This is a genomic window from Williamsia sp. 1138 (genome assembly GCF_002095435.2).
Lineage (GTDB): Bacteria > Actinomycetota > Actinomycetes > Mycobacteriales > Mycobacteriaceae > Williamsia.
Map to the genome: position 1 here is coordinate 169,478 of NZ_MJEJ02000052.1, position 12,309 is coordinate 181,786.

General features: G+C 64.8%; 13 protein-coding genes. 7 read left to right on the top strand and 6 right to left on the bottom strand.

Going from position 1 to position 12,309, the window contains the following annotated elements; translation table 11 throughout:
• The 5 genes from BH683_RS24315 to BH683_RS24335 all read left to right on the top strand — a co-directional run bounded on the left by BH683_RS24315 (nucleotide 1) and on the right by BH683_RS24335 (nucleotide 5,493).
• On the top strand, nucleotides 1-1,002 hold the full coding sequence (locus BH683_RS24315; protein ID WP_084838860.1) for an ABC transporter permease: 1,002 nt from the start codon (nucleotides 1-3) through the stop codon (nucleotides 1,000-1,002).
• 106 nt (nucleotides 1,003-1,108) lie between these two features.
• Nucleotides 1,109-1,906, top strand: coding sequence for an ABC transporter permease (locus BH683_RS24320; RefSeq protein WP_246833585.1), 798 nt, complete (start codon nucleotides 1,109-1,111; stop codon nucleotides 1,904-1,906).
• Nucleotides 1,903-3,570, top strand: coding sequence for an ABC transporter ATP-binding protein (locus BH683_RS24325; RefSeq protein ID WP_084838862.1), 1,668 nt, complete (start codon nucleotides 1,903-1,905; stop codon nucleotides 3,568-3,570). The genes BH683_RS24320 and BH683_RS24325 overlap by 4 nt, the downstream gene beginning before the upstream one ends.
• Nucleotides 3,571-3,575: 5 nt before the next feature.
• Nucleotides 3,576-4,700: an LLM class flavin-dependent oxidoreductase gene (locus BH683_RS24330; RefSeq protein ID WP_210405269.1), complete on the top strand. Its 1,125-nt coding sequence runs from the start codon at nucleotides 3,576-3,578 to the stop codon at nucleotides 4,698-4,700.
• Between the two features lie 46 nt (nucleotides 4,701-4,746).
• Complete coding sequence (locus tag BH683_RS24335; RefSeq protein ID WP_084838864.1) at nucleotides 4,747-5,493, top strand: hypothetical protein; 747 nt, start codon at nucleotides 4,747-4,749, stop codon at nucleotides 5,491-5,493.
• Between the two features lies 1 nt (nucleotide 5,494).
• On the opposite strand, the gene BH683_RS24340 is transcribed toward BH683_RS24335, so the two are convergent.
• On the bottom strand, nucleotides 5,495-6,073 hold the full coding sequence (locus BH683_RS24340; RefSeq protein ID WP_084838865.1) for a TerD family protein: 579 nt from the start codon (nucleotides 6,071-6,073) through the stop codon (nucleotides 5,495-5,497).
• A 102-nt stretch (nucleotides 6,074-6,175) separates the two neighbouring features.
• Between BH683_RS24340 and BH683_RS24345 the strand changes: the two genes are divergently transcribed.
• Nucleotides 6,176-6,970, top strand: coding sequence for an SDR family oxidoreductase (locus BH683_RS24345; RefSeq protein ID WP_084838866.1), 795 nt, complete (start codon nucleotides 6,176-6,178; stop codon nucleotides 6,968-6,970).
• Between the two features lie 153 nt (nucleotides 6,971-7,123).
• Here the strand turns inward: BH683_RS24345 and BH683_RS24350 are convergent, their stop codons facing one another.
• On the bottom strand, nucleotides 7,124-8,701 hold the full coding sequence (locus BH683_RS24350) for a fatty acyl-CoA synthetase (protein WP_084838867.1): 1,578 nt from the start codon (nucleotides 8,699-8,701) through the stop codon (nucleotides 7,124-7,126).
• A 107-nt stretch (nucleotides 8,702-8,808) separates the two neighbouring features.
• On the opposite strand from BH683_RS24350, the gene BH683_RS24355 reads away from it, so the two are divergent.
• On the top strand, nucleotides 8,809-9,579 hold the full coding sequence (locus BH683_RS24355) for a LuxR C-terminal-related transcriptional regulator (RefSeq protein ID WP_246833567.1): 771 nt from the start codon (nucleotides 8,809-8,811) through the stop codon (nucleotides 9,577-9,579).
• A gap of 8 nt (nucleotides 9,580-9,587) precedes the next feature.
• Here BH683_RS24355 and BH683_RS24360 read toward each other — a convergent pair whose 3' ends face one another.
• From BH683_RS24360 to BH683_RS24375, 4 genes are all read right to left on the bottom strand, one after another.
• On the bottom strand, nucleotides 9,588-9,953 hold the full coding sequence (locus BH683_RS24360; RefSeq protein ID WP_084838868.1) for a hypothetical protein: 366 nt from the start codon (nucleotides 9,951-9,953) through the stop codon (nucleotides 9,588-9,590).
• A 55-nt stretch (nucleotides 9,954-10,008) separates the two neighbouring features.
• Nucleotides 10,009-10,542 (bottom strand): flavin reductase family protein, encoded by a 534-nt coding sequence (locus BH683_RS24365; RefSeq protein WP_084838869.1) that lies wholly within the window; start codon nucleotides 10,540-10,542, stop codon nucleotides 10,009-10,011.
• 62 nt (nucleotides 10,543-10,604) lie between these two features.
• Nucleotides 10,605-11,018: an SRPBCC family protein gene (locus BH683_RS24370; RefSeq protein WP_084838870.1), complete on the bottom strand. Its 414-nt coding sequence runs from the start codon at nucleotides 11,016-11,018 to the stop codon at nucleotides 10,605-10,607.
• Between the two features lie 5 nt (nucleotides 11,019-11,023).
• On the bottom strand, nucleotides 11,024-12,193 hold the full coding sequence (locus tag BH683_RS24375) for an LLM class flavin-dependent oxidoreductase (protein WP_084838871.1): 1,170 nt from the start codon (nucleotides 12,191-12,193) through the stop codon (nucleotides 11,024-11,026).
• Between the last annotated feature and the right edge of the window lie 116 nt (nucleotides 12,194-12,309).

Consider the following 12,309-nt stretch of genomic DNA (forward strand, 5'->3'; position numbering starts at 1 on the left):
ATGGGCCGGTACGTCGGATTGAGGGCATTGCAGGCGATCGTCGTCCTGTGGGCATCCTTCACGGTTGCTTTCGTGATCCTGTTCATCTTGCCGTCCGATCCGGTCAGCATTGCGGTGCAGGGTAATTCGGCAACTCCGGTCGATCAGCAGGCGGTCGAAGACCTGCAGGCGCGGTATGGGCTCGACCAGTCGCTGCTCTCGCAGTACTGGACCTCTCTGTCGCACGCGGTCCGGGGTGACTTCGGCACATCGATCTCGACGGGGCAGCCGGTGACCACCGCGATCGGCGACGCGTTGCCGAACACCCTGGCGCTGGCAGTCTCTGCGGTGGTCCTCGCCGTCCTGTTCGGTGGTCTGATCGCCTTCGCGACCACCTACACCAAGGCCCAGTGGTTGCGCACCGCCTTGCAGGCGCTGCCCCCGCTGGGTGTCGCGGTGCCGACCTTCTGGGTGGGATTGATGCTGTTGCAGTTCTTCTCGTTCGACCTGAAGATCTTTCCGGCATTCGGCGACAAGGGGTTCTCGTCGCTGGTGCTGCCGGCGATCACCCTGGCCCTACCGACGGGCGCCGTGATCGCGCAGGTCCTGGCCTCGAGCATGGGCACCACCTGGCGACAGCCGTTCGTCGAGACCGCGCAGGCCAAAGGGGCGAGCCGGATTCGGGTCGTGCTGCACCATGTGGTCCGGCTGGCGAGCATTCCGGCGCTGACCATCGCCGGCGTGCTGTTCGGCAACCTGCTGGCCAGCGCGGTCGTCGTGGAGACGGTGTTCTCCCGCGCCGGCGTCGGCCGGCTGATGCAGACCTCGGTCATGGCCCAGGACATCCCCGTGGTGCTGGGGATCGTCGTGTTCTCGACGGTAGCGTTCGTCGTCATCAACCTGGTCGTCGACCTGCTGTATCCGCTGATCGATCCGAGGATCGTCGAGTCCTTCCGGAAAAAGCCGGCTGCGCCCGACAAGGCCACACCGGCGGTCGACGACGCGGAGGTCGCTCATGTCTGATCTCATCCTGGCCGACAACGAGATCCGCGAGGTCGAGGCCGCAGCATCGGAACCCGTTGGTGTGGAGACCCGGCGCAGGCCTGCACGCAGGTTCGGCGTACGTGGTCTGTCGCAGTACGCCGTGCTCGCGATCTCGGTGATCGTGGTACTCGTCGTCATCGGATTCGCCCTCTTCCCGTCGGTGTTCGCGAGCGGAGACCCACTGACCGGTGTCCCTGCCGACAAGTTCCAAGCCCCCAGCGCCCAGCACTGGTTCGGCACCGACAACATCGGCCGGGATGTCTACACCCGGGTCGTGCACGGGTCCGGATTGTCGCTGACCGCGACGTTGCTGGCGGTGGGCATCGCGCTCGTCGCCGGTACCCTGATCGGGTTGCTCGCAGGGTCCATCGGCGGCATCGTGGACGCGTTCTTCATGCGTGTCGTCGATGTGCTGCTGTCGATCCCGGCACTGCTGCTGTCGCTGGCGCTGGTCACCGCGCTCGGATTCGGCACGGTCAACGTCGCGATCGCGGTCGGTGTCGCCATGGTGGCCAGCTTCGCTCGCGTCACGCGATCCGAGGTCCTGCGCGTGCGGCGGGCGACGTACGTCGAAGCGGCCTTCGCGTCCGGGGTCCGCTGGCCCACGGTCCTGTTCCGGCACATCCTCCGCAACTCCTACGCTCCGGTGATCTCCCTCGCCGCCGTGGAATTCGGTATGGCGATCCTGGCCGTCTCGGCATTGAGCTTCTTGGGTTTCGGCGCCGTGCCGCCGACACCGGAGTGGGGGTCCCTGATCGCTGAAGGACGTAACTACCTCGCCGTGGCCTGGTGGATGACCACGCTGCCCGGACTCGTCATCATCGCGGTGGTGCTCTCCGCCCATCGCATCGGACATCAATTCGACCGGGGTGGACACCGATGAGCAACGCGACTCCGGTCCTGCAGATCAAGGGACTACACGTTCAGTACGGTTCCGGTGCCGACGTTGCCAACGCGGTCGACGGCATCGACCTGGAGGTCGCCCATGGGGAGGTCGTCGCGGTCGTCGGCGAATCCGGGTCGGGTAAGTCGACCACCGCGCAAGCCATCATCGGGTTGCTGTCCGGAACCGGGAAGATCGTCGCGGGATCGGTGAGTTTTAGAGGTAACCGGATCGACAACATCCCCGATCGGGCACTGGAGAAGATCCGGGGCGCACACATCGGATTGGTACCGCAGGACCCGACGACCTCGCTGAATCCGGTGACGCGAATCGGCGAGCAGGTGGGTGAAGTCCTCCGGATCCACGGACGGGCCAATCGCCGCACCGCCACGGTGGAGGCGCTCCGCATTCTCACCGAAGCCGGCCTGGACAACCCGGAACTCCGGATCCGGCAGTACCCGCAGGACCTTTCGGGTGGGCAGCGGCAACGGGTGCTGATTGGCATCGCCCTGGCGTGCGAGCCGGAACTGATCATCGCGGACGAACCGACGAGTGCACTCGACGTCACTGTGCAACGCCGGATCCTCGATCACCTCGACGAGCGGATCGCCGCCACCGGCGCTGCCGTTCTGCTCATCACCCATGACCTCGGGGTCGCGGCCGACCGCGCCGATCGGATCGTGGTCATGAGCGAGGGCACGATCGTGGAGACCGGTACCGCGCAGCAGGTGCTGACGAATCCGCAGCACGAGTACACCCAGAAGCTCCTCGCTGCGGCACCGAGCATGACCGCGGTGTCCGGGGTCTCCGTTCGCACACCGCGCGCGGCAGCAGATGGTCCGCCGGTGTTGTCGGTACGACATCTGACCAAGACCTTCCGGGTCGGCCGGGGCAGCTCTCTCACCGCGGTCGACGATGTCTCGTTCGACTTGCCGCGGGGACAGACGTTCTCGCTGGTCGGGGAGTCGGGTTCCGGTAAATCGACGACCGCCCGGATCGTCGCACGGCTGGAGACCGCGTCCTCGGGCTCCGTCGACTTCGAGGGCGCCCCGATCACCGATCTGCGCGGAAAGGCGCTGCGGGAGTTGCGGCGCCGCGTACAGCTCGTCCACCAGAACCCGTATGCATCTCTGGATCCCAAGCTCACGATCGACAAGATCGTGGCCGAACCGTTGCAGGCCTTCGGTATCGGCTCCGCGCAGGAACGGCGCGACAAGGTGCGCGAGCTGCTCGACCAGGTGGCACTGGGGGACAAGTACCTGTCCCGCCACCCGGCGCAGCTCTCCGGTGGTCAGCGGCAGCGCGTCGCGATCGCCCGCGCCCTAGCCCTGAACCCGCAGCTCGTCGTCCTCGACGAACCGGTGTCGGCGCTCGACGTCTCCGTGCAGGCGCAGATCCTCGATCTGCTCGCGAGGCTGCAACGTGAGTACGACCTGAGCTACCTCTTCATCTCCCACGACCTCGCGGTGGTCCGCCAGATCAGTGACGGTGTCGCGGTGATGAGGCGGGGTCACATCGTCGAAACCGGGCCCATCGCGGATGTTTTCGACAACCCATCGCACGAGTACACGCGTGAACTACTCGATGCGATTCCAGGGCAGGCGATTCCAGGGCAGGCCATTCCAGGAAAGACGAGCTCCGGAAACCGGGTGGCTGTGTCGTGACCCGCATCGCTCCGAGATTCCACTGGTTCCTGCCCACGGGCGGCGACGACGAGAGGCTCGGCGCGCGCTCGCACGGGGTGTCGATAGCCAGTGGGTACGTCGCGGACGCCGCCGCATCCGATGGGCATCGCGATGCGTCACTCGAGTATCTGACCGAATTGGCCAGGACCGTCGACGAACTCGGCTACGAAGCCGTCCTGACACCCACCGGCGGGCATTGCGAAGACGCCTGGCTCGTGACAGCGGCGCTGATACCCGCAACCCGGCGCCTCAAGTTCCTCGTCGCGTTCCGGCCCGGTGCGGTCGCGCCCGTGCTCGCCGCCCAGATGGTCAGCACCTTCGACAGACTCTCCTCGGGGCGTATCCTGCTCAATGTCGTTGTCGGGGGCGACGATGCCGAGCAACGGTCATTCGGTGACACCCTGGGAAAAGACGAGCGGTATGCGCGTGCCGACCAGTTTCTCGAGATCACCCGGGATGTCGGGCTGGGCAAACCCGTTCAGGTCGACGGGCCGTACTACACGATCGACCGACCGCGGTCGCCTGGCTTCGCCGGCCATCCGAGCGTTCCGATGCCGGATGTGTACCTCGGCGGATCGTCGACGGCGGCGATCGACGTGGCGGCCCGACGGGCCGACGTCTTCCTCACCTGGGGTGAACCGCCGGCTGCCGTCGGCGAGAAACTCGCGCAGGTCAAGCAACGGGCCGCTGATCTGGGGCGAACCATCCGCGGGGGCATCCGGTTGCATGTCATCGCCCGCGACACCGCGGAGCAGGCCTGGCAGGCGGCGGACGACCTCATCGCCGGCGTCGACGCCGACACCATCTCGGCACGTCAGCAACAACTGGCCGCCATCGGATCCGAAGGTCAGCGGCGGATGCTCGCGCTGCATGGCGGCGATCGGGACAACCTGGTCGTCGGACCCAATTTGTGGGCCGGCATCGGACTGATCCGCGGCGGCGCAGGCACGGCGCTGGTCGGCAGTCACGACGAAATCGCCGACCGCATCGACGAATACCGGGACGCGGGTATCGAGGAGTTCATCTTCTCCGGCTATCCGCACATCGAAGAAGCCCGACACTTCGGCGTCGGTGTCCTCCCGAAGTACCGGTCGGGGCAGCGGATCTAGGATCCGTTTCGCCGGGTTCGCGCTTCCGGGCCTGTAGTTTCAAGCCATGCACTTCATCGACAGCCTGGTCGACGGCGGAAAGCTGCCGATGTTCTTGCTGTTCCTGTCGTTCCTGGTCACCTTCATCGTGACCCGGACCATCACCCGCATGATCCGCGCGGGCAAGGGGCCGTTCAAGGACAACGTCTCTGGCGGCGTCCACATCCACCATTCGATACCGGGCATCATCTTGACGGTCGTCGGCGCCTTCACGTCGGTCGGCGTCGACGGGCATTCGCCGTGGGCCGAGGTGAGTGCGGTGATGATCGGAATCGGTTCGTCACTGGTGCTGGACGAGTTCGCGCTGATCCTGCATCTGAGCGACGTGTATTGGTCGTCGCAGGGTCAGCTGTCGGTGCAGTTGGTGTCACTGACCATCGCCTTACTCGGCCTGGTCCTGCTCGGGGTCAATCCGATCGCCGAGACCACCGGCTTCACCGGTGGACACGCCGTGGTGCTGGCGTATGTGCCGATCCACATTTTTGTCCTGCTCGTCTGCGTCGAAAAGGGGAAGTACTCGACGGCGGCGATCGGTGCCTTCATCCCACCAGTCGCGTGGGCGGGAGCGGCGCGGCTGGCGCGCCCCAAGTCACGGTGGGCTCACAAGCGGTACTCGCCCGCGAAACAGCAGTCCGCCCGCCACCGCGCCGACCGCTTCGACGAGCGGTTCGGGCAGTGGGGCCTGGACGTCGAGGACCTGGTGGCGGGCAAACCGACCGCGAGCCCGTCCGCGGTCACTCAGCCGTCGAAGTGACTCATCCGATGTTGACGCCGTAGTCGCGGGCGATCCCGGCGAGACCCGAGGCGTAGCCCTGGCCGATGGCCCGGAACTTCCACTCACCGCCGCGACGGTAGATCTCACCGAAAACCATTGCGGTCTCGGTGGATGCGTCCTCGCTGAGGTCGTAGCGCGCGAGCTCGCGGCCATCAGACTGATCGACAACGCGGATGAAGGCTCCGTGGACCTGCCCGAAGCTCTGGCCGAGGGTGTCGGCGTCGTGGATGGTCACGGGGAAGATGATCGACTCGACCTCGGGGGAGAGCGCCTTGAGGTCGACGTTGATCGACTCGTCGTCGCCCTCGCCCTCGCCGGTCCGGTTGTCACCGGTGTGCTCGATCGCGCCGTCAGGTGAGCGAAGGTTGTTGTAGAACACGAAAAAGTTGTCGTTGATCACCCGCTTGCCGGAGTTGATACCCAGTGCGCTGGCGTCGAGGTCGTAGTCGGCGCCGGTCGTCGACCGCACATCCCATCCGAGACCGACACTCACGGCCGTGAGATTCGGTGCCTCTTTGCTCAGCGATACGTTTCCGCCCTTGGCCAGACTGACTGACATCTTTATCGTCCTCCGTCGATCGATATGGACTGTGCTCTTCTCTGGTGATCAGCTCACCCAAGCCTACCGATGGCGTGGAGTCCGTGGTTTACAGTCGCGAGCATGCGTATCGACCTCAGCGGAAAGACAGCATTGGTGACCGGTTCGAGCCAGGGCATCGGATGGGCCATCGCGAAGGGCCTCGCCGAGGCCGGAGCGAAGGTGGCGATCAACGGGCGAGATCAGGGGAAGGTCGACGCGGCGGTGCGCGACATGCAGATCAGTGTCCCGGATGCCGATCTGGTGCCGGTGGCCTTCGACGTCACGACGTCCGACGGGGTGAACGGTTTGCTCGGTGAGCTCCCGGCCGTCGACATCCTGATCAACAATCTGGGTATCTTCGGCGCCGAGCCCGCACTGGAGATCTCCGATGACGAGTGGCGCCGGTACTTCGAGGTGAACGTCTTGGCCGCCGTACGCCTGATCCGGAGCTACTTGCCGGGCATGACCGAAAGCGGTTGGGGCCGAGTGCAAAACATTGCCAGTGACTCCGCGATCGTGATTCCCACGGAGATGATCCACTACGGCATGTCGAAAACCGCTCTGCTCGCCGTCAGTCGTGGGTTCGCGAAGGAAGCGGCCGGAACGGGTGTGACCGTCAACTCGGTGATCGCCGGACCCACGCACACCGGTGGCGTCGAGGACTTCGTCTACCAACTCGTCGACAGCAATCTTCAGTGGGACGAGGCGCAACGTGAGTTCATGCGGCTCCACCGCCCACAATCACTGCTGCAACGCCTGATCGAGCCCGAGGAGATCGCCAACATGTGCGTGTACCTGGCGTCGCCACAGGCGTCGGCGACCACCGGGGCAGCGGTGCGCGTCGACGGTGGATACGTCGATTCCATCGTGCCCTGACACCCGCCGACCGTGCCGTTACAGCCGCCGACCGTGCCAATACTGAAATCGACTGGGCCAAAAGATCATTGCGTGAGCATTTATTGGTACGCGTAATGACAACTTCGGCACAGTCGAAGGTGTTATTGGCACGGTCAGCGGGGTTGTTCGGGGTCAGTCGCCGGCGTCGGCGATCGCGTTGTAGCGATCCCGTAGATCGCGCTTGAGGATTTTGCCGCTGGGATTCTTGGGCAAGGCGTCCGCGGCGATGACGTACTTCGGGATCTTGTACCGTGCCAGATGCCCTCGGCAGTACTCGATGATCGCGTGCTCGTCGACGGCGTCGCCTGCGGTCGGCACGATGACTGCGACGATCGCCTCGATCCACCGCGGATGGGGGACACCGAACACCGCGGCCTCCTGGACGCCCGGGATCTCGAAGAGCACTTCTTCGACCTCGCGGCTGGCGACGTTTTCGCCACCGGTTTTGATCATGTCCTTCTGGCGGTCGACGACCCACAGGTAGCCCTCGTCGTCGAGGAAACCGAGATCTCCGCTGTGGAACCAGCCGCCGCGGAATGCCTCCGCGGTCTTCTCCGGGAGGTTGAGGTAGCCGATGGTGGCCTGCGGACTGCGGTGGACGATCTCGCCGACGGTGCCGGCAGGCACCGGCTGGAGGGTTTCGTCGACGATCTGGGTCTGCACGTTCAATGCGGGCCGGCCCGCTGAACCACCCCGGGTCGTCTGGTCCTCGGGGCCCAGAGCTGTTGCCAACGAGGCCATCTCGGTCTGCCCGTAAAAGTTCCAGAGCCGGAGCTCGGGGAGCAGAGTGGTCATCTCCCGCAGGATCTCGGACGGCAACGCCGAGGCGCCGTAGTAGCCCTTGCGTAGGGATGCGATGCGGTCGGGTGTGAAGACCGGTGAGCGCAGCAGCGCGATCCAGACCGTCGGCGGACAGAACAGCTTGGTCGCGCGCTCGTCGGCGATGGCCCGCAGGAGTAACGCGGGGTCAGGTCGATCGACGATGACGCTGGTGGCCCCGAGGAAGATGTCGGTGCACAGGAAATTGTCGAGTTGGGCACAGTGATAGAGGGGGAGCGCGTGTACCTCTATGTCGTCGGCCGTCATCGCGCCGGTGACGATGCAGCTCATGTACTGCCACATCAGGGAGTGGCTGGTGTGCATCGCGCCCTTGGGCCGGGACTCGGTGCCTGAGGTGTACATGATCCGGATCAGGTCGTCGTCGTCCACGGCGACGTCGGGCACCTCACCTGCAGCGCTGCCAGTCCACTCGGCGATCGAGGGCCATGACGAGCCTTCGCCAAGAGGAATTGACGTCCTCAGCCGGATCGAGGTCGTGACGGATTCCGCCGCCAGTTCGGCGGTCGGGACGAGTGCGTCTTCGACCACAAATGCGTCGGCCTCGCAGTCGTCGAGGATGTAGGCGATCTCCGGCGCCGTCAGCATGAAGTTGATGGGCACCACCACCACGCCGATCCGAGCGGCGCCGAACACCACCACGGGGTACTGCCAACAGTTGTGGGACAGCACCGCCAGTCGGTCGCTTTTTCGCAGGCCACCGGCGTGAAGACCGGCAGCGACTCGATCGATCATGTCGTCGAGTTCACGGTAGGTCAGCCGGACGTCGCGGTGGACAACCGCGGTCTTGTCGGGGTATAGCACCGCCGATCGGCGGGGGATGTCGCCGATAGCCTGACTGCGAGCAACCTGAATCGGGAGGTCGTCGATCATGGTCGAGCACCTTTCGCGGAAGCAGGATTGCAGTGACTACGTAGTACTGGGGAGGTCATACGAGTACTCTCTGTGGACATGTGGTCCAGGACACGGGAGCCGGCGCAGTGACGACCGATCCGGTGTGGCAGGACCAGCTCTCGCGCAAACAGATGCTCGGCATCCTCGCGGTGCTTGAGCAATGCGACAACGCGACCGGCGGGCAAGCGTTCAAGGAGTCGCTGGTCGATGCAATCTCGACCTATTTTGACGTCCGTGATGTGACGTTTTTCCACGGTCCGACCTTTCCCGAGATCTTCGACGATCCAGCTCCGCTGCTGACCGGCGCGACCGAACCACTGCTGACCGTCTACCACGAGGCCTGGCAGGACAAGGACGTCTTCGCGTTGCCGCAGGCGCGGCGGGTGCTCACCGGAAACGGCTTCGCCACGCTCGACGAGCTGTCGCGGTTGCCGATGCCGCAGCGCTCGTACGTGGTCGACTACCTCAATCCCAACGACATGGACACGGCGTCGGCGATGCACCTGCCGTTGGCGGACGGGGAGGCGCTGATCGGCATGTTCGACCAGGTCCGGACCTGGGACGAGACCGACGTGCTCGCGGTGCGGGTTCTGGCGAAACAGCTGCGGGCACGTACGGCGACGATCGCGGCCGCCGTCGAACAGTGCGTGGTCGATCCGCTCGAGCATCTGACACCCCGGCAGATCGAGGTCGCCGAACTGGTGAGCGACGGGTTGAGCAACGCCGAGATCGCCCGCGAACTGTCGCTGTCGGAGTTGTCGATCAAGAAGTACATCAGCCGCATCTTCGACGTCACCGGACACCGGAACCGGTCGGAGCTCGCGACGGCGGTCCTTCGGCGCGGCCATCGCGCTTAGAGCTGTGATCACGCGCCCGACGTGGGTGTGTAGGCGATCACGGTCAGCCCACTCGTTGCCAGCAGCGTCACGCGGGTCTCGTGTGCACCTTGTGAGCGGTCACCGATCTGCCACCCGAGCGCAAGGGCGCGCTCGAGTGTCTTGTTCAACTCCGATGTCCGAGCGAGGAGGGACCACGGGGGTCCGTCGACCTCGTCGGACACGCTGAGCTCGTTCCACGCGGCCCATGCGGTGTTGTCGGTGAACTTCGGGGTTCCGAGGACCGCCGATACGTCGCTGAACGATGCCGCCCATCGATCGCTCGCGTACATGACCGTCACCTTCTCGAACAGTTTGCCAAAGCCGTTGATCGGCAACAATTCTTGTTCACTCATCGGAGATCCCCGCTTTCGTATGTGGCAGGTTGTGCCGGGCCCCTATCCTGCACGGTCACGGGTGGGCCCGGAGACCATGGAAGGTCGAACGATGGAAGACCAGCGGCTCGCTGGGTGCGGGAACGGCCAGGGCGTCAACCCGACCGACCACGAGATCGTGGTCGCCAATGGGCTGATCAAGGTGGACGCTGCAATCGATCCACGCGTGCGCCCCGGTGAGGCGCGGGACACCGTTGGTGGCCGGGCTCCAGGTGACGTCGACGAACTTGTCCGTGCCGCTGCGAGCGAACTTTCGCGCCAGCAGGTGCTGGTCCTGCGCCAGGACGTTGACGCAGAACCGACCGTTCTCGATCACGTGCGGCAGGGTGGTCGAGTCTTGTCCCGCGAAGAATCCGACGAGCGGCGGATCGATCGAGATCGACGTGAATGATCCCACCGTCATGCCGGCCGGCGCACCCGTCACGTCGATCGTGGTAATAATGACCACGCCGGAACTGAAGTGTGCCAGTGCTTCTCGGAAAGACTCGCTCACTCCGGCGGGATCGGTGGCGCTGATCGTGGCTGATGCTTCGGTGGTGTTGGTTGTCATGGGTTCCTCTCGATCGGCTGCCGAAGCCGGTGCGTCGTTACGCCCCGGCTTCGGCAGCGCGCCTACACTCCGACGACCTGGGCCTTCAGTTCGGTCAGTGCATCGGAGTAGATGCCCTCGATGGCGGTGACCAGACCAGCTTCGACCTCCGCGGATTCGGCACCGAAGTCGGCGGACCACTTCACGACGCCGGCGTCGTCGCCGTCCTCGAGCACCAGGATCGTGGATTGATAGTGCTGCAACGGGAGTGGACCGTCGATGTACTGGTAGGTATATGTGCGCGCCGCGTCGAGGTGCTCGATGATCCGCTCACGAGCCGGCTCTCCGTCGGTGAAGACAACGTGCCGGACGTCGTCCTCCATTCTGGATGAACTGATGGCGGGAATCCACGCTGCGACGTCGGCGATGTTGCCGATCCGCTCCCAGAGCGTGTCGGCGGAGACCGGAAAACGTCGTTCGACATTGACAGTGGCCATGACGACTACACCCGTCCCAGCTCGGCTTCGTACTTCTTCGTCATGTGTTCGACGGCCTTGACGTGTTCGGCGGCCTGGCCTTCGCGCACGGCCTGGGCGCGGGCGGCGGCATCGAGCATCGGCTGTGCCTGACCCTGGAAGTACGGCATCACGTCTTGCGCGAACAGTTCGTACGAGCGGCGGGTCGCTTGCGGGTTGGCCCAATCATGGCCCTGGATAAGCAATGTGCCGAATCCGCCGGACTGGTCTACGAGACGCTGGACCTGCACGCGGGCTTCCTCGGCCGTACCGATCACACCGATGCCCGAGGTATTGATGAAGTCGATCATCTCTTCGCAATTGGTGCCCCGGACGTCCATCTGCGGGAACGCGGCGACGTGCTGGAGGTAGTTGAACCAGTACTCGATGCCATGGGCGACGTCCTTGTACGCCTGCTCTTTGGTCTCCGCGATGTGGAACGGCCCCACGAGGCGCCAGGTGGACCGATCGACCTCGTCTGTACGACCCGACTGCGCGGCAAACTCTTCGAGCATGCCCCAATGATGTTGCAGGGCGCTGAAACCGTCTGCGGTCAGGGTCGCGGCAATCGAGAGCAGGCCGATTCCGTACTTGCCGGCGAGACGGGCTCCGGTCGGCGAAGCGATGGCAGCGACGACGACGTCGAAGAGAGGGTCGGAGTACGGCGCCATCTGGATTTTGGCGTCGAAGAGTTCGTGGGTGCGGGTCTTGGCTGTGACGGTCTCGCCGCGCAAGAGCCGCATGATGATGTCGGTGTTCTCCGCCAACAACTCTCGGGTGTCGATCTGCGACAGACCCAGCATCGCGGCGTCGGTGGGCAGCGAGCCCGGGCCGAGGCCGAACAGTGCACGGCCCTGGGTGAGGTGATCGAGCATCACCATGCGTTCGGCCGCCCACAACGGATTGTGGTACGACACGGAGGTGACGCCGGTGCCGAGCTTGATGCGACTGGTGCGTTCACCGGCGGCTGCGATCATGATCTCCGGGGATGCGTATATCTCGGCTCCGGCGGAGTGGTGCTCGCCGAACCAGGCCTCGTCGTAGCCGAGGGCCTCGAGGTACTGAACGAATTCCAGGTCACGCTGCAATAGCAACGTCGGATTCTGTCCCGGTGTGTGGATCGGCGCGAGGAAGGTTCCGAACTTCAACCTGCTCATGTGGCACTCCCTTGTGTGATGTAGACAACAACACCACTGACGCTATGGCTGCCACTGCTGACGGCGTAAGTCCGCAAAAGTAGACACTCCGCCCGTCGCCTGCGCCAAGCGACCGT